A 19793-nucleotide genomic window follows, 5' to 3' on the forward strand; every position below is an offset into this window, starting at 1 on the left:
AAGTTAAAGAAAGCTATAAATTTAAGGAAAGAAATGACACTTTTAGATGGTAAAAAGCTAAGTGATGAGATAAAAAATAATCTAAAACAAGAAGTATTAGAACTTAAAACCCAAAGTATAGAGCCTTGTTTGGCCGTGATTTTAGTAGGTGAAGATCCTGCTAGTGCTACTTATGTGGGTTCTAAAGCAAAGGCTTGCGAGCAATGTGGGATTAAGTCTTTGGTTTATAGACTTGATGTAAATACAACTCAAAATGAACTTTTGGCTTTGATTAATACCTTAAATCATGATGATAGTGTTGATGGAATTTTAGTTCAGCTTCCATTACCAGCACATATTAATAAAGACATAATCTTAGAAAGTATTAATTTTAATAAAGATGTAGATGGCTTTCATCCTTTTAATGTCGGGAATTTAAATTTAAATTTAAAAGGTGGTTTTTTGCCATGCACACCTTTGGGTGTTATGAAAATTTTAGAGTGTTATGATGTAAAATTAGAAGGTGCTGATGTAGTTGTAATAGGAGCTTCTAATATAGTAGGTCGTCCTATGGCTACGCTTTTATTAAATGCTAATGCTAGTGTGAGTATTTGTCATATTTATACAAAAGATTTAAAAGCTTATACAAAAAATGCTGATATTATCATCGTAGCAGCAGGTTGTCCAAATCTTTTAAAAGAAGATATGGTTAAAGAGGGTGTGATAGTAGTTGATGTAGGGATTAATAGGGTTGATGGAAAAATAGTAGGTGATGTTGATTTTGAAAATGTAAGTAAAAAAGCTAGTTATATTACTCCTGTACCAGGTGGAGTAGGGCCTATGACTATAGCAATGCTTTTAGAAAATACTATAAAATCAGCTAAAAATAGGATTAAAAAATGAATTTTTTGAAAAAAATCTATAAATTCACGCAATCTTGGACAGGGACTTTAATAGTTGTTTTATTGATTATATTTTTCTTTATACAAGCTTTTACCATACCAAGTGGTTCTATGAAAAATACTTTATTAGTAGGGGATTTTTTATTTGTAAAAAAATTCTCTTATGGTATTCCAACTCCACATATTCCTTGGATAGAAGTGCCTGTTTTGCCTGATTTTAATAAAAATGGACATTTAGTAAGTGCTGAGGGTCCTAAAAGAGGAGATATTGTAGTATTTAGATATCCACATGAGCCAAAAATCCACTATGTAAAAAGATGTGTGGCTAAGGGTGGGGATGAGGTTGTTTTTGCAAATAAAACCTTATATGTGCGTATGGTTGAGGGTGATGAGTATATGAAAGATTATTATCCTAATAAAACAAAAATCATAGGCGGAAGACTTTTTGTAAAAGAACCTTTTGTAGAAAAAGGAATACATTATGATTCTAGAGTGGATATAGAAAGTGTTTTTTTTCGCTATTTAAATTTAGGTCAATTTGCTATGAAGCCTGCTTCTTTTGATGAATTAGGTACTAATAATATTTATGGTTTTAATGCTTATTATTATAAAGTGCCTGAAAATGAGTATTTTATGATGGGAGATAACCGTGATCACTCTAGTGATAGTAGATTTTGGGGGAGTGTAGATTATAAATATATAGTTGGTCAACCTTGGTTTATTTATTTTTCATGGGATGAAAATAAAAAAGTTAGATGGGAAAGAGTAGGGCGTTTGGTTGAAACTATAGAAAAAGATGAGCGTTTTATTCATCATAATGAAAGCGATATAGAAGCTTTAGAATAATTACCCAAAGAAACAATATAAAATTTTTATGTGTAGAAAATGTATAGTTTCTACACAAATTTATAAAAATATACACTCTTAATTTTATTCGTAGATTTTTTTAAGCTCCAAGTTGTAACAATTAACACAAATAAAAATCAAAGCAAAAAATAAAGGATAAAAAATGCTAAGTCAAAGATCTCAAAATCTAGGAGAATCCTTAACTTTAGTAATGACTGATATAGCCAAAACTTTAAAAGCAAATGGTGAAAAAGTTATTAGTTTTTCAGCAGGTGAGCCTGATTTTGATACTCCAGAAATCATTAAAAAAGCAGCAATTGAAGCTATTGAAAAAGGTTGTGGGGCTTATACGCCAGTTGTTGGCATAAAAGAAGTTATAGAAGCTATACAATATAAATTTAAAAATGATAATAATTTAGAATACAAAGCAAGCGAAATCATTACCAATGTTGGTGCTAAGCATTCTTTATTTATGGCGATTGAGTGTTTAGTTGAAGAAGGTGATGAGGTTATCATACCAAGTCCTTATTGGGTGAGTTATCCTGAAATGGTAAAATTTGCAGGCGCAACTCCTGTGTTTATAGAAGGTGAGGCAAAAAATGGATTTAAAATCACCCCTGAGCAATTAAAACAAGCTATTACTCCAAAAACTAAAGTTTTGATGTTTAATTCCCCATCAAATCCTACAGGGGCAATATATTCTAAAGAAGAAATTACTGCTTTGGCTAAGGTTTTAGAAGGAACTAAAATCGTAGTTTTAAGTGATGAGATTTATGAAAAATTAGTTTATGATGGAGAATTTTGTGCTTTTGCACAAGTGAGCGAAGATGCTTTAAATAGAACTGTAAGTATTAATGGTCTTAGTAAATGCGGTGCTATGCCAGGATGGCGTTTTGGTTATATGGCGAGCAAAATGAGTGAGTTTAACAATGCTGTTAAAAAATTACAAGGACAAAGTACTTCAAATATTTGTTCAATCATTCAACACGCAGCTTTACCAGCCTTGCTTGGAAAAGCAGATAGTGATATTGAAATGATGAGACAAGCTTTTTTAAAGCGTAGAGAATTAGCGTGTGAAATTTTAGCTAAAAGCGATAAGTTAAAATTAGAACAAATTCCACAAGGAGCTTTTTATTTATTTATTTCTTGTAAAGAAGTTGATAGTGATTCTATGAGATTTTGTAAAAGATTATTAGAAGAGCAAAAAGTAGCTTTAGTACCAGGCATAGGTTTTGGTATGGAAGGGTATTTTAGACTTTCTTATGCAACTAATGAAAAAGATATCTTTGAAGGTTGTGAAAAAATCGTTGAATTTGTAAAAAACTACTAATTTCTTAAGCCTGTTAAAAACAGGCTTTCTTTCAAAAAACTTATAAGCAAGTCTTTGGTATGATTATGCAAAAAATATAGGAAAAATAATGGAATTTGAAGTTCAATATAAAAGTGCAAATGCTAGAGCTTGTCGTATAAAAACTACACATAGTGAAATTTTAACTCCCATCTTTATGCCAGTTGGGACTTTAGCTGCGATTAAAAGTCTAGATGCTGTTGATATGGGTGAAATTTTAAATGCAAAAATTATTTTAGCAAATACTTATCATTTGTATTTAAGACCAGGTTCTAAGGTGATTAAACAAATGGGTGGTTTGCATGGTTTTAGTAAATTTGAAGGCTCTTTTTTAACAGATAGTGGAGGTTTTCAAGCTTTTTCTTTAAGTAAAAATTCCAAACCTGATGAAAAAGGAATTCAATTTAAAAGTCATATTGATGGAAGTTTGCATTATTTTACCCCGCAAAGTGTTTTAGATGCACAGTATGATTTTAATTCAGATATTATGATGATTTTAGATGATTTAGTGGCCTTGCCTGCAAGTAAAGAAAGGATAGAGCTTTCTTTAAAACGTACTATAAAATGGGCAAAAGAAGCTATTGATTATCATAAATTAAAGCAAAGCCAAGGTGTGGGAATAGGGCAAAATATCTTTGGTATTATCCAAGGTGGAACGGATTTTGAAGCTAGAAAAATTTGTTCTCAAGCACTTTGTGAGATGGACTTTGATGGACTTGCTATAGGTGGATTAAGCGTAGGAGAAGAAAATGAGGTTATGTATGATACGGTTGAGGCTATGATGCCTTATGTTGATAGCAATCGTCCTAGATATTTAATGGGAGTTGGCACACCTGAGGATTTAGTAGAAAATGTAGCAAGAGGTGTGGATATGTTTGATTGCGTGATGCCAACAAGAAATGCAAGAAATGGAACTTTATTTACTAGCTTTGGAAAATTTAATATCAAAAAAGCAGAATTTATTACCGATCATGCCCCTATAGATAATAAATGTTCTTGTTATACATGTAAAAACTTTTCAAGAGCTTATTTAAATCATTTGTTTAAAGCTAAAGAATTAACCTTTTTTAGACTTGCAAGTATTCATAATTTGCATTACTATCTAAATTTGGTAAAGCAAATGCGTGAAGCTATTATCAAAGATGAATTTGAAAATTTTAGAAAAGAATTTTATAGACAAAGAATGTAAATAAAGTGGTACGCCCAAGAGGATTCGAACCTCTGACCTTTTGAACCGCAATCAAATGCTCTATCCAGCTGAGCTATGGGCGCAAAATAAAAGAGTAATTGTATCAAAAAATTCTTAAAATTAGCAAAAACAAGTAATTTTATAGAATTTTTATATTTTTATGCTAATCTTCTTTGAATAATATTTTAGCTTAAGGCAAAGTAATGATACATAAGATTTTAATAGCCAATAGAGGTGAGATTGCAGTAAGGGTAATCCGTGCTTGTAGGGATTTGCATATAAAAAGCGTTGCTGTTTATACTGAACCTGATCATGAGTGCTTGCATGTAAAAGTTGCTGATGAGGCATATAGAATAGGAACTGATGCAATAAGAGGGTATTTAGATGGTAAAAGAATAGTTGAAATTGCTAAAGCTTGCGGTGCTGATGCTATACATCCTGGATATGGCTTTTTAAGTGAAAATTATGAATTTGCTAAAGAATGTGAAGAAGCAGGGATTATATTTATAGGGCCAAAATCAGATGTTATTCGTAAAATGGGAAATAAAAATATAGCAAGATATCTAATGAAAAAAAATGGAATTCCTGTGGTTCCAGGTACTGAAAAATTAAATCATTGCACATTAGAAGAAATCAAACTTCAAGCTTTAAAAATAGGTTATCCGGTGATTTTAAAGGCCAGCGGTGGCGGTGGCGGTAGGGGTATACGCGTAGTGCATAAAGAAGAAGATTTAGAAAAATCTTTTGAAGCTTGTAAAAGAGAAGCATTAAGCTTTTTTAAAAATGATGAAGTTTTTATGGAAAAATATGTTATTAATCCAAGGCATATTGAGTTTCAAATTTTAGCAGATAATTATGGTAATATCATTCATCTTTGTGAAAGAGATTGCTCAATACAAAGAAGACACCAAAAAATCATAGAAATTGCACCTTGTCCAAGTATCTCAGAAAAATTAAGAAAAACCATAGGAGTTACTGCAGTAGCTGCTGCGAAAGCTGTAGGTTATACGAATGTTGGGACGGTTGAGTTTTTACTTGATGATTATAATAGATTTTATTTTATGGAAATGAATACAAGAATACAAGTAGAACACCCAATCACAGAAGAAATCACAGGAATTGATCTTATCACAAGACAAATTCGTATAGCAAATGGGGAAATTTTAGATCTTGAGCAAAGCGATATAAAACCAAGAGGCTTTGCAATAGAAGCTAGGATTACAGCAGAAAATGTATGGAAAAATTTCATTCCAAGTCCGGGTAAAATCACAGAATATTTTCCAGCTTTAGGACCGTCTGTAAGAGTGGATAGCCATTTATATAAAGACTATACTGTGCCACCTTATTATGATTCTTTACTTGCAAAATTAATCGTTAAAGGTTCAAGTTATGATAGTGCGGTTAATAGACTTGAGAGAGCTTTGAAAGAATTTGTGATTGATGATATTAGAACAACTGTGCCATTTTTGATTGCAATTACCAAAATAAGAGAATTTAGAAGAGGGTATTTTGATACTTCTTTTATAGAAACACATATGGAAGAGCTTTTAGAAAAAACAGAAGATAGACACCAAGAAAATAAAGAAGAAGTAATTGCTGCTATAGCTGCAGCCTTGCAAAAAATAAAAGAAAGTAGGCAATCATGAGTTTTTTAGATGAATTAAAAGATATAAAAAAGGCACTCCAAAAAGAACAAGGTCAAACAAAAAAAGAAAAAGTTAAAGCGAGTAAAAGTGGAGTTAGTATGAAAAATGCTGACTTAGATACTATAGAAAAAGACTTAGCTAAGCAAAAGGAAGATAAAAAACAAGAGCAAGAATTTGAAGATATGTTTTTAAAAGAAGAGCGTTTAGCTAATGAATTTATGGAATTTGTAAAAAATAGCGATATAAAAAAGATCTAATGAATAATATTATTGGTTTTTGTACTTTAGAGGAAGAATGCCCTTATCTTGAAAATAGATATTGTAGAAATGAGTATAATTATGTATCTTTTATTAATAAAGCACAAAATCAAGAATTAGTTTCAAGAGGTTGGCGTCGCTTTGGCTCGTATTTTTCAAGACCAATATGTAATGATTGCAATGAATGTCAAAATTTGCGTATTTTGGTAGAAAATTTCCATTTTAGCAAAAGCTATCGTAGAGTTTTGAAAAAAAATACAGCCACTAAAATAATCTTACAAAAACCTTCTTTAAGTGATGAGCATTTATTACTTTATGAAAAATACCACCATTATCAAAAAGATAAAAGAAATTGGAAAATTTATGATTTAAATTTTAGAAAATATTATAATCTTTATGTGGATAATGCAGGTACTTTTGGATACGAGCTTGATTTTTATATCGATAATAAGTTGGTTTGTGTTGATTTGATTGATATTTTAGAAGATGGAATTTCTAGTATTTATTGTTTTTATGATCCTGATTTTTCTCATCTAAGTCTCGGTAAATACTCACTTTTAACAGAAATCAAGCTTGCACAATTAAAAAAATTAAAATATATTTATTTGGGATATTTTGTAAAAGGGTGTCAATCTTTATCATATAAAGCCGATTATAGTCCAAATGAAATTTTAAAACACACTAGTGCTTTAAATGAGCAGGCATTTTTGTGGAGTTAGTTTTATAGAGAGGATTTTATGCAAGTAGTGCAAACTTTAGAATCAGTTAGTGTTAATACTGATGATTTTTTAATGTTTAAATATTTTCAAGATCTTATCCGTAAAAATTTTTCTAAAGTTATAGGTAATAAAAATAAAACCTTATCTTTTTTTGTAGAAAATGAAATTCCTCAAAGAAGGTATTTTTTAAAACTTGTTAATCACAAATATAAAAAAAATACTGGAAATCAAATCGATAATCTTGCCTTTGCGCACTATAAAACCTTTAAGTTAAACCTTGCTCAAGCAAATACTTTAAAACCTGTAATCTTTGCTAAAATAGGCTTTGCGCAAAAGAATATTTTAATCACACTAAGTTCGAATGAAAAATTATTTGCTGTATATTTAGAGCAGTATTTTAAAGATCACAAAAGCGTGTATGATGAAAAAAATTGTATTTTTTCAGTAGAATACAAAGATGATAATACTTTAAATCTTTTAGAAATTTTAGCAAGTGTGAATGAGCATTTAAAATATTGCGTTGATTTTACGATTAATGAAACTCAGCTTTTAGAATTTAGAAATAAAATGAAAAACAAAGCTAGTACTAATTGGAAATTTAATGCTCTTGCAAAGCTTTTTGAAAATTATTTTCAAACACTAGGGTGTAATTCTAGTGATGATTTTGCTACTATTAGACAAAATTATCTTAATTTGGTTAAAATTTATCATCCTGATCGCCATCAAGGTAAAAGCAAGATCGAGCAAGCTTATTGCCGTGAAGAATTTGAGAAAATTCAGCTTGCTTATGAGAGTTTAAAATCTTTATATAAAAATAATACTTGAAGTTAAAATAACATCATTTTAAGTTGCAATTTATTAAAATTAACTTTTTTATAAAAATTTAGGGAATAATATTGGTTGCTGATAGAAAGTTATTTTTTTTAAGTTGCATTCTTATAACTATAGGAATACTTTTTTCATATTCTTTAAGTGCTTTTACTGTGCTTTATTTAGAGTATAATGAATTTCATTTTTTTATCAGACAGCTTTTTTTTGGGCTTAGTGGTATAGCTATTATTTATTTTGTTTCAAGATTAAATCCTGATAGTAAAATGGCACATTATTTGATGATAAGTGTTTTACTCATCTCTTTTTTGTTTATACTTATTTTACCTTTTTTGCCCACCTTTCTTGCTACTGCAGCAGGTGGTGCTAAAAGGTGGATTAGGCTCGGCCCTTTATCTATTTCTCCGGTTGAATTTTTTAAAATAGGTTTGATTTATTTCCTTGCTTGGTCTTATACAAGAAGGATTGATGATAGTAAAAAAGCAATCAAACATGAAGTTTTAATCTTAATTCCTTATTTTATTTTAGCTGCTTTTGTTATTGGTTATATTTACATGACACAAAATGATTTAGGGCAAAGCGTTATTTCTTTTTTCTTGGTTTTTGCTCTAGCTTTTTTTGCAGGAGCTAGTAAAAGACTTTTTGCTTTTGGTGTGGTTATTGTTGGAATGATTGGTGTTTTGGTGATTTTAAGTAATCAAAGAAGAATTCAGCGTATTTCTGCTTGGTGGGGAAATATTCAAGACGCATTTTTACCTTTTTTTCCTGATTGGCTAGCAAGCGCTTTAAGGGTAAGTCATAATTCAGAGCCTTATCAAATTTCACATAGTTTAAATGCTATAGCTCATGGTGGATTTTTTGGAGAGGGTTTAGGACTTGGAACTTTTAAACTAGGATTTTTAAGTGAGGTTCATACAGACTTTGTTTTATCAGGGATTACTGAAGAAATAGGACTGCTAGGATTAAGCATTATATGTTTTATTTATTTGATGGTAATACTTCGAATTTTTAGAATAGCAGGGCGTTGTGAAAATAAGGTTCATTTTTTGTTTTGCTCAGGCGTAGCTTTGCTTTTGTTGTTTTCATTTTTTATGAATGCCTTTGGAATTATTTCTTTAACCCCGTTAAAAGGAGTTGCTGTACCACTTTTAAGTTATGGTGGTAGTTCGATGTGGTCTATTTGTCTTGGAATAGGTTATGTTTTAATGATTAGTAAGAAAGTAAAAATTTAAATACATTAGTTAAAATATATAAAAATTAACTTAAATAAAAAATATTTTATAACAACTCTTTACAAAAAACTTTTTTCTGCTATAATTATGCTCACATTTATTATAAAGGAGGCGGATATGAAGAAATACAGGCGTTTAAACACATTATAATCATTTATCAATTTTATTTTAATTTAACAAAGGAAAAAAATGAAAAAAATATTATATGTTGTTTTAGCGTTATTTGGTATATTAGCTTTAGGTGCTTGCTCAAGCGATAAAAATCAAGCTAGTGCTTCTGGTGAAAAGGTTTATAAAGTAGGTATAGCTGCAAATTATCCTCCTTTTGATTTTATTAAAGATGCAAAAATTACCGGCTTTGATGTTGATTTATTAGAAGAGATAGCAAAGAGAGAAAATTTAAAACTTGAGTGGGTAAATATGAGTTTTGATGGTTTAATCCCTGCTTTAAAAGCTGGAAAGATTGATATGATAGCTTCTGCTATGAGCTCAACACCACAAAGATTAATAAGTATGGATTTTAGTGATACTTATTTTAATACTAAAAATTTATATTTAAAATTAAAAACAGATTCTAGTATTAGTGATAAACAAAGTTTGGAAGGTAAAAAAATAGGTGTTCAACTTGGAACCATCCAAGAAAGCGCTGCTAAGGCTATTCCAAATGCTCAAGTGGTAGCTAGCGAGGAAATGTTAGCCGCGATTTTAGCTTTAAAAGCTGGTAAAATAGATGTGGTTTTAACAGATAAAGATATTGGTAAGGGTTATTTAAAAACTAATGAAGAATTAGAAGCATTTTTAGAAGAAAATGATGGAAGTTCAGGTTTTTGTGTAGCTTTTGATAAAGGAAAACAAACTGAGCTTGTTCAAAAAATCAATGCAGGTTTAGAAAAAGTTAAAGCTGATGGTACTTACCAAAAAATCGTAGAAAAATACGATTTACAATAATTAACTTAAAGCCTTGATACTTGCTTTCAAGGCTTTAAAAAAATACTCTATATCTTCTTTTGTATGCGTATAATGAAAACCCACTCTTAGCCATCCTGGTTTAAATTTTAATTCTTGATTATCTTTTAGATTGAGTAAATCATGCCCATAAGGTCCTGCACAAGCACAACCTGCTCTTGTTTCTATCTTATAGGTTTTGCTTAATTTATAAGCTAAATCAAAAGGAGAAATTCCTTCTATATTAAAAGCAAAAATAGGTAATCTATGAGTGATATTTTTTGCATATAAGATCATTTTTGGAAAATTTGCACATTGTTTAAAAAAATACTCACAAAGCTCTTTTTCTTTTTTTTCTATATTTTTTAAACCTATTTCATTGCGTACTTTAAAAGCTAAACTTGCTCTAATTAGTTGAATAATTCCAGGTGTACCACCTTCTTCTAAATTTTCAACTTCGCATAAGTATTGCTGAGAGGTTCTTGAAACATAGCCTACAGTTCCACCTGCAGCAAAGCTAGGAGTATTACCACATAAACTTTTTTTAATAGCAAGCAAACCACAAGATCCTACACCTCCAAGTAGCTTATGAGAGCTAATAAACACTGCATCATAAAATTTAGGATCTAAATTAGCATAAGGAGCTAAGGTGGAAATATCAAAAGCAACTATGCCATTATATTGTTTGATTAGGGTATAGATTTTTTTATAATCACTTAAAATTCCTGTGACATTTGAAGCTGCGTTAAAGCTTGCTATGATTTGTCTATTTTTAGATTTTTTTAATAATTTTTCTAAAAAAGCATAATCTAACTCGCCATTTTTATCTAAGGGTATGCGAACACATTCACACAAAGCCTCTCTGAATGAAAGTTCGTTAGAATGGTGTTCATAAGGTCCTACTATAACCAAAGGCAAGGTGTTTTTATCTGTATTTTTAAAATATTTTTCTTTAATAAGCGGGGGTATGTACAGACCTAAAAGTTCTTGAAATTTTTTAATAGCAGCTGAAGATCCACTCCCACAAGCTATAAGAGCAAAGCTATCATCTAATTCAAGGTATTTTTTTAAATTTATTCTTGCATTTTCATAATGTTGCTGCGTGATGAAAGAATTTAAAGAGCTATCTGAATGTGTATTTGCATAGGTAATAAGAATTTTTTTAATTTCCTTTTCTATGCTTTTTAATGCTAAAGCACTAGCTGTAAAATCAAAATAATATATTCCTTTTTTTAAAATAATATCTTTTTTTAATGTTTCAATATTCAAAAAATTCCCCCAAAAATTTGTTAAAATTATAACATACAAAATATTTAAAATTAAGGATATGACTATAAAATTTAGTGAATTTTCAAAGCATTGTGATTCTTTAGAGCTTAAAAGTATTTTTGATTTTTATAGTGTTTTTGATGAATTTGAATTTGATTTGAAATTAAGTTTATATGATAATATTTTAAATGTTTTTATTTTAAAAGCTTTTGATATTTTAGCTGATTTAAATTTAGATGATAATACTTTAAAAGCTTTGAGTGTTTTGAGTAAAAATGATAGAAAACGCTATTCTATTAATAAATCCATTCCGCATTTTCAAGCACTAGGACTTATTAATAAGCTTTTAGAAAGAAATATTTTGATTTTAGAAAAAAGTCAAGAAAAACCTATTATAAAAAATAAAAGACAAAAAATTAAAAAAGAATTGCGCTCTTATAGTATTCAAGATAAGGTTATTTTTAAAAACCAAGGATTGAGATTTTTCTTTTATTTTATACACCCTAACTTAAACTTAATTGCGATGAAAAAATACAACGAGCTAATGGAAGTAATCCAAGAAAATTTAGAAAAATATCAAAGCTTTACTTTTGAGCTTTTGTGTAAAGAATTTTTAGCCAAAAAGCTTAAAGTGGATCAAGTATATAGTTTTTGGAATTATTACCATGAAATAGATTTGTATTATCATGAAAATAATTTTTGTGTTTTAGGTGAGGTTAAATTTAAAGAAAGAAAAATATGTAAAAATATTTTAAATACTTTAAAAAATAAGGCAAAGCAGTTGCAAATTCAACCAAATTTGTATGTGCTTTTTTCAAAACAAGGTTTTAGCAAAGAGCTTGTATTAAATAAAGAGCGTAATTTGCTTTTATATACTTTAGATGATTTTGATTTTTTGATTAAGGATTAATATGGATGAAAATATTTTAAAAAGTTTAGATTCTAGTGAAAAAGAAAACTTACAGCAAGGTTTAAAAGCATTAATAGAACAAACCTATGTTATAGAAAATGAATATAAGCAACTTAATGAAAACTACACAGCATTAAGACAAATGGTAAGTGAGATTATAGAGGTTTTACCTATGGCTTTGTGGATTTTAGATGCAAATAAAAATATTATTTTGCAAAATAATTTAGCTACACAAAAGCCAAAGCTTTTAGAGTGTATTGATCTTGATAAAACACATTATGAGCTTGAGTTTGATCATAAATTTTATCTAATCAAAATCACCTCTCATACTGATAAACTTATAGTGAATGCAACAGATATTAGTGATGAAAAAAGAAATGAAAGATTAGCCAGCATGGGAACAGTTGCTGCACACTTAGCACATGAAATACGCAATCCTATCGGCTCTATTTCTTTATTAAGTTCTACTTTGTTTGAAAGAAGTGAGTTAAAAAATAAGCATATAGTTTTAGAAATTCAAAAAGCAATTTCAAGAGTAGAGCGTATTGTAAATTCTACCTTGCTTTTTACAAAAGGTGTGCATGTTAATTTAAATAAGTTTAATTTAAAAGAATTACAAGATGAATGCGAGCAGGCTATTGGGGCTTATAATTATCTAGCTAATATTGATTTTAAATTTGAATTTTTGGATTTAAAAATCAATGCAGATAAATCTTTGCTTGCATTAGTATTACAAAATTTGCTTTATAATGCCATAGATGCTATTGAAGAAAGTGAAAATGATGATGGTTGTATAAAAGTTAAATGTGAGCAAAAAGAAGATAAAGTTTTTATCAAAGTTTATGACAATGGTGTGAGTATCAAAGATAAAAAAATGGTTTTTGAAGCTTTTAAAACAACTAAGTTAAAAGGCAATGGTTTGGGTCTTTCTTTATCAAAACAAATTATTGATGCGCATAATGGAGTTTTGGGTTTTGATGAAAATCCAAAATGTTTTTTTATAGAGCTTAAAATTTAAGCTCTATAAAATAAATTTTTTCTTAAAATAATAAAAATATTTGTCCTCATAGCTCAGCTGGATAGAGCGCAGAATTCCTAATTCTGAGGCCGCAAGTTCAAACCTTGCTGGGGACACCATTTAAGGAAAAAGATGTTTCATATAGTCTTAGTTGAGCCTCGTATACCGCAAAATACAGGAAGTATAGGTAGAATGTGTTTTAATGCAGGATTTACTTTGCATATTATTAATCCACTTTTTAGTATTGATGAAAAGGCGGTTAGAAGAGCAGGGCTTGATTATTGGAAAAAATTAAATCCTTTATTATGGGATAATTTAGAAGATTTTTTAAAAAAATATGAAGAATTTCAAGATAGATTTTTCTTTGCAACAACTAAAACCACTCAAGCTTATTTTGACGTAAATTATCAAAAAGGCGATTTTTTGTTTTTTGGAAGTGAAAGCTTTGGTTTACCTATGGATTTAATGCAAAAAAAATGGGAAAATGCTATTACTATACCGATGAGAGATTGTGGTAGAAGTTTAAATTTAGCTACAAGCGTAGGCATAGTGAGTTATGAAGCTTTGAGGCAAAATTTTGCCTCTTTTGAAAAATTTTAATGATTTAAAACTTGATTTAAAAATTCTTTCAATCTTTCATTTTTTGGGTTTTCAAAAGCTACTTTAGGACATTCATCTACTGCTATAATACCTTTATCCATAAAGAAAATTCGATTAGCTACATTTCTTGCAAAGCCCATTTCATGTGTAACTACAAGCATAGTTAAACCTTCTTTAGCCACTTCTTTCATAATGTTTAAAACCTCACCTATCATCTCAGGATCTAAAGCCGAAGTTGGCTCATCAAATAAAATCACATCAGGATTCATCATCAATGATCTTGCTATAGCAATACGCTGTTTTTGTCCACCTGAAAGCTTGTGAGGAAAATAGCTTTCTTTGTCACTTAAGCCAACTTTTTTGAGTAGTTCCCGCGCTTTTTTTACTGCTTCGTCTTTGCTCATGATTTTAGTTTGTACTGGTGCTAAGCATAAATTTTCTAAAACATTTTTATTATTAAAAAGATTAAAATGTTGAAACACCATGCTTACTTTTTGACGAATTTTATTGATATCTGCTTTTTTATCAAGTATATTGACATTATTAATATAAATATTACCACTATCTGGTGTTTCAAGTTTGTTTAAGCAGCGTAAAAAAGTACTTTTTCCGCCTCCACTAGGCCCTATAATAGCAATAATATCGCCTTTATGCACTTCAACGCTAATATCTTTTAAAACTTCTAAATCTCCGTATTTTTTAATCAAATTTTCTATTTTAATCATGTTTATTTAATCTCACTTCTATAAATCTTGCAATGAGTGTTAAAATTTTAACACTTACATAATACACAAGTCCTGTAAAAATAATAGGTTTAGGGTTATAATAAATTGCTTGCAAGCTTTTACTTTGCATGGTAATATCCATAACGCTAATATAGCCTACTATCGAAGTTTCTTTAAATAAAGAAATAAATTCATTCATTAAAGAAGGTAAAATGTTTTTAATTGCTTGTGGGAAGATGATTAGTCTCATAGAAGTAGAATAATTAAGCCCCATTGCTCTTGCTGCTTCCATTTGTCCTTTGTCTACACTTTGAATTCCACTTCTTACGATTTCAGCTACATAAGCAGAGCTATTAAGTCCAAGCGCGATAATAGCTACATAAAAATTATCACTCCAAGTGGCAAAAATCACTACTGAAAAAATTAAAAGTTGTAAAAGCAGTGGGGTTCCGCGTATAATGTCTATGTATTCATCTATAATAAAATTTAAACTTTGGATTTCTAAAAATCTTAAAAATGCTAGGAAAAAACCAAGCACAATACCTATTAAAATTCCACCCACTGTTAAACCAAGTGTTGTGAAATAACTATGAACATAAGCCTTGGCTTCTATAGTATAAGCATATTCACCTGTGGCTAAACCATTTTGATCTTTAACTTGCAAAATTTCAATAGGAAATGAAAAATAAGCCCAAAAAACAATAATGGCAAAAAATACAAAAATTTTCATCGTATTTTGTTTCAACTTACACACCTTGTAAAATTTTAAAAATATAAGTGTATAAAAATTAAGTTTTCTTTTTACTTAAAGGTGTCTTATGTGATTTTATTACTAGTATTTTGAGTTAAATTTTCACATAGCTTTAAAAAATAAAATAAATTTAACCTAAAATTATATTTTTTTATGACAAATTCATTTTTTTATGATAAATTTATGCTCAGAAATTATAAAAAAGGAGATAAATATGGATTTGATATCCCAATTTGTTGCCTTTGTGAATAATCAGTATTATTCTATTTTAGTAATTTTACTTATTGTCACAGGGTTTTATTACAGTTATTTGACCGGTTTTGTGCAATTTCGAATGCTCCCTTATGTGTTTGATATCTTAACAGAAAAGCAAGAAAAGCATGAAAAACACCATATTACTCCTTTTCAAGCTTTGATGATTTCAACAGCTTCAAGAGTTGGTATAGGAAATATCGCAGGTATCGCAGTAGCAGTTGTTTTGGGTGGACCAGGTGCTTTATTTTGGATGTGGGCTATGGCGTTTTTTGGTGGTGCCTCGGCTTTTGCAGAAAGTACTTTAGCACAAGTTTATAAAAGCCGTGATGGTAAAAGCTTTAAAGGTGGTCCTGCTTATTATATTAGCAAAGCTTTAAATTTAAAATGGCTTGGAGCTATATTTGCGGTGATTTTAATCATTACTTATGCTTATGGATTTAATGGTCTTCAAAGTCAAACTATGACTTCAGCGTTTGAGTTTTATTATAAAGGTATGGTTGATGCTAGTGAAGTAAGCTTTGCTCAAAGTTGGTGGCCTATTGTAATAGGAGCAATTTTAGCTGTTTTTGCAGCTTATATGTTTTTTGGCGATCACACTAAAATAGGTAAAGTAAGCTCAGTTATCGTTCCTATTATGGCAATGATTTATGTTGGTTTATCTATCATAGCAATGTTTATGAATTTTGATAAAATTCCTGAAGTGTTTTCTATGATTTTTAAAAGTGCTTTTGATTTTGAAGCTATTTTTGGTGGATTTGCAGGTTCTGCTTTGGTTATAGGTATAAAAAGAGGATTATTTTCTAATGAAGCGGGTATGGGTTCAGCGCCAAATGCAGCAGCTTCAGCTCTTACAACTCACCCTGCAAAACAAGGGGTTATTCAAGCATTTTCTGTATTAATTGATGTGATTATTTGTACAAGTTCAGGATTTTTAGTGTTATTTTCACTTGCTTATGCAAATAATATCGGCGTAGATGGCAAGCCTATTTTAACAGCCCTGCCTTTGGTGCAAGAATCTATGAGAGAGTATTATGGAAATTTAGGTGTACATTTTACTACTGTTAGTATAGTTTTATTTGCTATTACTTCTTTGATAGGAAATTACTATTATGCTCAAGCAAATATTAAATACCTTACTCAAAATCCTATTATTATCAATCTTTTTAAAGCAAGTGCTGTGCTTATGATTTTTATTGGTGCAAATATGGATTTAAAATTTGCGTGGGATTTGGCTGATACTACCATGGCGTTTATGGCTACGATTAATATCATTTCTATTTTATTGCTTGGTGGTATAGTGAAAAAGGTATTAAAAGACTTTAGCGAACAAAAAAGACAAGGCAGAGATCCGGTATTTAGCGCTTCAAAACTTGGTATTAAAAACGCAGAGTGTTGGGACTAATGATAGATTATATTATTATCGCTTTGTTTGTAGCTTTTATGGTTTTTCTTGTGTTTGGCTTTAACCGCCAAATGCAAGAAAAAGCTAAACAAAGAGAAGAAAAACTAAAAACAAAGAAAGATTTTAAAAAAAATAGGTAAAATACACTAAAAATTTTTAAAAAAGAGTGTAAAATGAAATTGTTAATAGAAATAGGCACAGAAGAGCTTCCTGCTATTCCTTTATTAAAAGAACTTCCAAATATTACTAAAAAATGGGAAAAGATTTTACAAGAGTATCATTTAGAATCTGAATTTAAATTTTTCTATACTCCTAGAAGATTGGTTTTTATCCATGAAAATTTTAAAGAAAAACAAGATGATTCTTTTGTGGAATTTATAGGTGCACCTAAGGCGATAGCTTATAAAGATGGAAAACTTACTCAAGCAGGACTTAGCTTTTTAGAAAAAAGTGGTTTAAAAGAAGATGAGCTTGAATTTAAAGAAATTAAAGGTAAGGAGGTCTTGTATTGCCAAAAACAAGTGCAAGGCTTACAAAGCAAAGCAGTTTTAGCTCAAATGATCGAAGCTTTCTTGAAAAGCTTGAGCTTTGGTAAAACTATGAGATGGGGTGATGGTAGCTTTGAATTTATTAGAGCTATTCGCTCGCTTTGTTGTGTATTAAATGATGAGTTGATTGAGTTTGAAAGCTATGGTGTTAAAAGTGCAAAAAGTACTTTTGTGCATAGAAGTGTTAGTTATGATTTGATAGCTTTTGCGAATATTGATGAGTATTTTAAAACTTTAGAGCAAAATTATATTATTTTAGATCAAGAACAAAGAAAAAAGCTTATTATTGAACAGTTAAAGACACTTGAAAAAGAAAATGATATTACTATTGCAGAAGATGATGAGCTTTTGGCTGAGGTTGTAGCTATCACAGAGTATCCAAAGGCATTATTAGGGCATTTTGAAAAAGAGTATTTAGAAATCCCAAGTGAGGTAATCATCACTTCCATGAGAGAAAACCAACGCTATTTTGCAGTATTTAAAAACAATACTTTAAGCAATCATTTTATTGTAGTTTCTAATGCGGTTTGTGAGGATTATTCTAAAATCATTAATGGAAATGAAAGAGTTTTAAGAGCAAGATTAAGCGATGCGATGTTTTTTTGGAAAAATGACTTAGCACAGGGCTTAAATAATGATAAAATAAGCCAAATGGTTTATCTTGAAGGACTTGGAACCTTAAAAGATAAAATTATTAGAGAACAAAAAATCGCTGCTAAGCTTTGTGAGATTTTTGCTAATACCCAAAAAGATGAAATCTTAAAAGCTATAGAATACTCAAAAGCTGATCTAAGCACTCAAATGGTATATGAATTTACTGATCTTCAAGGTATTATGGGATCTTATTATGTTAAGGCTATGGGTATGAGCGATGAGCTTGCTTTGGCGATTAAAGAACAATATCTTCCAAATGGCGATAATTCAACTATGCCAAGTAATGAATTTAGCTCTATTGTAGCTTTAGCTTATAAGTTTGATACACTCATGGGGCTTTTTTCAATGGGGAAAATCCCAAGTGGTACAAAAGACCCTTATGCTTTAAGAAGAGCAGCAAATGGTGTTTTAAAAATTATCCTAGCTTTAAATAAAAATTTTGATCTTAAGATATTTTTAGAAGCAATAGCTAGTGAGTATAAAAGCTTTGATTTGAAAATTTTATTAGATTTTATCTTAGAGCGTTTATATACTTTTTATGAAGTAAATGCTTCTTTTGTTAAAGCTGTGCTTAGCTCTAAAACTTATGATGTTATTTATATTGATTCTTGTATGAAAGCTTTGATTCAAAGCGCAAATAAGGCAGATTTTAGTCAAAATTTTGCTACTTTTAAGCGTTTGGCAAATATTGCAGTATTGAGTGAAGCTCAAGTTAATGAGAATTTGTTTAACACTCAAGAGGAAAAAGATTTATACCAAGCTTTTATGCAGTGTAAAACAAAAGAAAATAATACCCAAGAGCTTTTAGAAAGCCTTTTTGCACTCAAACCACAAATTGATACTTTTTTTGATAAAGTAATGATTAATGACAAAGATGAAAATATTAAAAACAATCGCCAAGCTTTAGTATGTGCAATTTATCGTGAGTTTTTAAAAATAGCTGATATTAAAGAGCTTAGTGTATGAGAAAAATTCTTTTTTTTCTATGTTTTTTGATTTTTACTTTAGAAGCTAGAGAGATTGAGCTTGTAAAAGGTCAAGTAGTTTTTTTAGAATTTGATAAAAATAATTTTTTACAAGTTAGTTCAAATTCTAAAAAACTTCCTTTTTTTGAGTATAAAAATAAAGTCATTGTTAGTATAGCTATGCCTTATAAAAACCCCAAAGATAGAAAATTAATAGCTGAATTTAAAGATAATTCCAAAGAAGAAATTAACATAAAATTTAGCGAAGGAAACTATAAAAAAGAATTTTTAAAAGTTAGTGCTTCTAAGGTTAATCCACCTAAAGAAACACTTGATCGCATTAGCAAAGAATATCAAGAAGCTATTAAGGTTTACAATACTTATACTAATACAGCTTTATTTGAAGGCAATTTTACATACCCTTTAGAAAGTAAAATTACAAGTGATTTTGGAAAAGCAAGATTGTTTAATGACACTCTTAAAAGTTATCATAGTGGAACTGATTTTAGAGCAGCAAGTGGGACAAAAATTTATGCGAGCAATGATGGTATTGTAAGGATTGCTTCAAATCGTTACTATGCGGGAAATTCAGTAGTGATTGACCATGGATATGGGATTTATTCTCAATATTATCATCTATCAAAACTTAATGTAAAAGTAGGACAAAAGGTAAAAAAAGGCGAGCTTGTAGGTTTGAGTGGAGCTAGTGGTAGGGTTACAGGGCCACATTTGCATTTTGGAATTTTAGTTAATGGTGTGCAAGTTGATCCACTTGATTTTATCGCTAAATTTAATGCTTTATAAT

At 29.6% G+C, this 19793-nt stretch carries 20 protein-coding genes and 2 tRNA genes; 18 read left to right on the forward strand and 4 right to left on the reverse strand.

What is annotated here, in order from left to right:
- The first annotated feature begins 33 nt into the window (after positions 1-33).
- The 4 genes from folD to tgt all read left to right on the forward strand — a co-directional run bounded on the left by folD (position 34) and on the right by tgt (position 4264).
- On the forward strand, positions 34-882 hold the full coding sequence (gene folD, locus L8V82_RS03300) for a bifunctional methylenetetrahydrofolate dehydrogenase/methenyltetrahydrofolate cyclohydrolase FolD (RefSeq protein ID WP_263724006.1): 849 nt from the start codon (positions 34-36) through the stop codon (positions 880-882).
- Positions 879-1727, forward strand: a complete 849-nt coding sequence (gene lepB / locus L8V82_RS03305; protein ID WP_087700520.1) for a signal peptidase I — start codon at positions 879-881, stop codon at positions 1725-1727. Before folD ends, lepB begins: the two co-directional genes overlap by 4 nt.
- A gap of 163 nt (positions 1728-1890) precedes the next feature.
- A complete protein-coding gene (locus L8V82_RS03310; protein WP_263724007.1) occupies positions 1891-3057 on the forward strand; it encodes a pyridoxal phosphate-dependent aminotransferase in 1167 nt (388 codons plus the stop codon).
- A gap of 88 nt (positions 3058-3145) precedes the next feature.
- Complete coding sequence (gene tgt / locus L8V82_RS03315) at positions 3146-4264, forward strand: tRNA guanosine(34) transglycosylase Tgt (protein ID WP_263724008.1); 1119 nt, start codon at positions 3146-3148, stop codon at positions 4262-4264.
- Between the two features lie 6 nt (positions 4265-4270).
- On the opposite strand, the gene L8V82_RS03320 is transcribed toward tgt, so the two are convergent.
- Positions 4271-4347 (reverse strand) — tRNA-Arg (locus L8V82_RS03320).
- Positions 4348-4467: 120 nt separating this feature from the next.
- Here L8V82_RS03320 and L8V82_RS03325 point away from each other — a divergent pair.
- The 6 genes from L8V82_RS03325 (at position 4468) to L8V82_RS03350 (ending at position 9894) form a co-directional block, all read left to right on the forward strand.
- Positions 4468-5910 carry an acetyl-CoA carboxylase subunit A gene (locus L8V82_RS03325; protein ID WP_039617956.1) on the forward strand — a complete coding sequence of 481 codons (1443 nt, stop codon included), beginning with the start codon at positions 4468-4470 and terminating at the stop codon, positions 5908-5910.
- Positions 5907-6167, forward strand: coding sequence for a hypothetical protein (locus L8V82_RS03330; protein WP_263724009.1), 261 nt, complete (start codon positions 5907-5909; stop codon positions 6165-6167). Before L8V82_RS03325 ends, L8V82_RS03330 begins: the two co-directional genes overlap by 4 nt.
- On the forward strand, positions 6167-6886 hold the full coding sequence (locus L8V82_RS03335; RefSeq protein WP_263724010.1) for an arginyltransferase: 720 nt from the start codon (positions 6167-6169) through the stop codon (positions 6884-6886). The genes L8V82_RS03330 and L8V82_RS03335 overlap by 1 nt, the downstream gene beginning before the upstream one ends.
- Positions 6887-6904: 18 nt before the next feature.
- The gene (locus L8V82_RS03340; RefSeq protein ID WP_039617961.1) at positions 6905-7711 is read left to right on the forward strand and encodes an adenylosuccinate lyase; all 807 of its coding nucleotides are present in this window, start codon (positions 6905-6907) and stop codon (positions 7709-7711) included.
- A gap of 71 nt (positions 7712-7782) precedes the next feature.
- Entirely contained in the window at positions 7783-8946 is a 1164-nt protein-coding gene (gene ftsW / locus L8V82_RS03345; RefSeq protein ID WP_263724011.1) for a putative lipid II flippase FtsW, read from the forward strand.
- A 189-nt stretch (positions 8947-9135) separates the two neighbouring features.
- Positions 9136-9894, forward strand: coding sequence for a transporter substrate-binding domain-containing protein (locus tag L8V82_RS03350; protein ID WP_263724012.1), 759 nt, complete (start codon positions 9136-9138; stop codon positions 9892-9894).
- Here the strand turns inward: L8V82_RS03350 and L8V82_RS03355 are convergent, their stop codons facing one another.
- Entirely contained in the window at positions 9895-11160 is a 1266-nt protein-coding gene (locus L8V82_RS03355; protein WP_263724013.1) for an aminotransferase class V-fold PLP-dependent enzyme, read from the reverse strand.
- Between the two features lie 58 nt (positions 11161-11218).
- On the opposite strand from L8V82_RS03355, the gene L8V82_RS03360 reads away from it, so the two are divergent.
- The 4 genes from L8V82_RS03360 (at position 11219) to L8V82_RS03375 (ending at position 13688) form a co-directional block, all read left to right on the forward strand.
- Positions 11219-12070 carry a DUF234 domain-containing protein gene (locus tag L8V82_RS03360; RefSeq protein WP_263724014.1) on the forward strand — a complete coding sequence of 284 codons (852 nt, stop codon included), beginning with the start codon at positions 11219-11221 and terminating at the stop codon, positions 12068-12070.
- A gap of 1 nt (position 12071) precedes the next feature.
- Positions 12072-13088 (forward strand): sensor histidine kinase, encoded by a 1017-nt coding sequence (locus tag L8V82_RS03365; protein ID WP_263724015.1) that lies wholly within the window; start codon positions 12072-12074, stop codon positions 13086-13088.
- 42 nt (positions 13089-13130) lie between these two features.
- Positions 13131-13207 (forward strand) — tRNA-Arg (locus tag L8V82_RS03370).
- Between the two features lie 13 nt (positions 13208-13220).
- The gene (locus tag L8V82_RS03375; protein ID WP_263724016.1) at positions 13221-13688 is read left to right on the forward strand and encodes a tRNA (cytidine(34)-2'-O)-methyltransferase; all 468 of its coding nucleotides are present in this window, start codon (positions 13221-13223) and stop codon (positions 13686-13688) included.
- Here L8V82_RS03375 and L8V82_RS03380 read toward each other — a convergent pair.
- Together L8V82_RS03380 and L8V82_RS03385 are read right to left on the reverse strand one after the other, a co-directional pair.
- Positions 13685-14413 carry an amino acid ABC transporter ATP-binding protein gene (locus L8V82_RS03380; RefSeq protein ID WP_039617973.1) on the reverse strand — a complete coding sequence of 243 codons (729 nt, stop codon included), beginning with the start codon at positions 14411-14413 and terminating at the stop codon, positions 13685-13687. The genes L8V82_RS03375 and L8V82_RS03380 overlap by 4 nt on opposite strands.
- Positions 14406-15158, reverse strand: a complete 753-nt coding sequence (locus L8V82_RS03385) for an amino acid ABC transporter permease (protein WP_263724017.1) — start codon at positions 15156-15158, stop codon at positions 14406-14408. The genes L8V82_RS03380 and L8V82_RS03385 overlap by 8 nt, the downstream gene beginning before the upstream one ends.
- Before the next feature lie 220 nt (positions 15159-15378).
- On the opposite strand from L8V82_RS03385, the gene L8V82_RS03390 reads away from it, so the two are divergent.
- Genes L8V82_RS03390 through L8V82_RS03405 form a run of 4 tightly spaced genes read left to right on the forward strand, consistent with a single transcriptional unit; the run spans position 15379 to position 19792 of the window.
- Positions 15379-16821, forward strand: coding sequence for an alanine/glycine:cation symporter family protein (locus tag L8V82_RS03390; protein ID WP_263724018.1), 1443 nt, complete (start codon positions 15379-15381; stop codon positions 16819-16821).
- A complete protein-coding gene (locus L8V82_RS03395; protein ID WP_087685579.1) occupies positions 16821-16961 on the forward strand; it encodes a hypothetical protein in 141 nt (46 codons plus the stop codon). Before L8V82_RS03390 ends, L8V82_RS03395 begins: the two co-directional genes overlap by 1 nt.
- A 33-nt stretch (positions 16962-16994) precedes the next feature.
- Entirely contained in the window at positions 16995-18989 is a 1995-nt protein-coding gene (glyS, locus tag L8V82_RS03400) for a glycine--tRNA ligase subunit beta (RefSeq protein WP_263724019.1), read from the forward strand.
- Complete coding sequence (locus L8V82_RS03405) at positions 18986-19792, forward strand: M23 family metallopeptidase (RefSeq protein ID WP_263724020.1); 807 nt, start codon at positions 18986-18988, stop codon at positions 19790-19792. Before glyS ends, L8V82_RS03405 begins: the two co-directional genes overlap by 4 nt.
- Position 19793: the final 1 nt, after the last annotated feature.

The sequence above is a fragment of the Campylobacter sp. IFREMER_LSEM_CL2151 genome (assembly GCF_025771725.1).
Lineage (GTDB): Bacteria > Campylobacterota > Campylobacteria > Campylobacterales > Campylobacteraceae > Campylobacter_D > Campylobacter_D lari_C.

Bases quoted from the DNA above. Each gene is read 5' to 3' on its own strand.
- folD (WP_263724006.1), top strand. From the start codon at position 34: ATGACACTTTTAGATGGTAAAAAGCTAAGTGATGAGATAAAAAATAAT.
- L8V82_RS03395 (WP_087685579.1), top strand. From the start codon at position 16,821: ATGATAGATTATATTATTATCGCTTTGTTTGTAGCTTTTATGGTTTTT.
- L8V82_RS03340 (WP_039617961.1), top strand. From the start codon at position 6,905: ATGCAAGTAGTGCAAACTTTAGAATCAGTTAGTGTTAATACTGATGAT.
- L8V82_RS03390 (WP_263724018.1), top strand. From the start codon at position 15,379: ATGGATTTGATATCCCAATTTGTTGCCTTTGTGAATAATCAGTATTAT.
- L8V82_RS03335 (WP_263724010.1), top strand. From the start codon at position 6,167: ATGAATAATATTATTGGTTTTTGTACTTTAGAGGAAGAATGCCCTTAT.
- L8V82_RS03310 (WP_263724007.1), top strand. From the start codon at position 1,891: ATGCTAAGTCAAAGATCTCAAAATCTAGGAGAATCCTTAACTTTAGTA.
- L8V82_RS03330 (WP_263724009.1), top strand. From the start codon at position 5,907: ATGAGTTTTTTAGATGAATTAAAAGATATAAAAAAGGCACTCCAAAAA.
- L8V82_RS03380 (WP_039617973.1), bottom strand. From the start codon at position 14,413: ATGATTAAAATAGAAAATTTGATTAAAAAATACGGAGATTTAGAAGTT.
- lepB (WP_087700520.1), top strand. From the start codon at position 879: ATGAATTTTTTGAAAAAAATCTATAAATTCACGCAATCTTGGACAGGG.
- tgt (WP_263724008.1), top strand. From the start codon at position 3,146: ATGGAATTTGAAGTTCAATATAAAAGTGCAAATGCTAGAGCTTGTCGT.
- L8V82_RS03405 (WP_263724020.1), top strand. From the start codon at position 18,986: ATGAGAAAAATTCTTTTTTTTCTATGTTTTTTGATTTTTACTTTAGAA.
- L8V82_RS03350 (WP_263724012.1), top strand. From the start codon at position 9,136: ATGAAAAAAATATTATATGTTGTTTTAGCGTTATTTGGTATATTAGCT.
- L8V82_RS03365 (WP_263724015.1), top strand. From the start codon at position 12,072: ATGGATGAAAATATTTTAAAAAGTTTAGATTCTAGTGAAAAAGAAAAC.
- glyS (WP_263724019.1), top strand. From the start codon at position 16,995: ATGAAATTGTTAATAGAAATAGGCACAGAAGAGCTTCCTGCTATTCCT.
- L8V82_RS03325 (WP_039617956.1), top strand. From the start codon at position 4,468: ATGATACATAAGATTTTAATAGCCAATAGAGGTGAGATTGCAGTAAGG.
- L8V82_RS03360 (WP_263724014.1), top strand. From the start codon at position 11,219: ATGACTATAAAATTTAGTGAATTTTCAAAGCATTGTGATTCTTTAGAG.
- L8V82_RS03375 (WP_263724016.1), top strand. From the start codon at position 13,221: ATGTTTCATATAGTCTTAGTTGAGCCTCGTATACCGCAAAATACAGGA.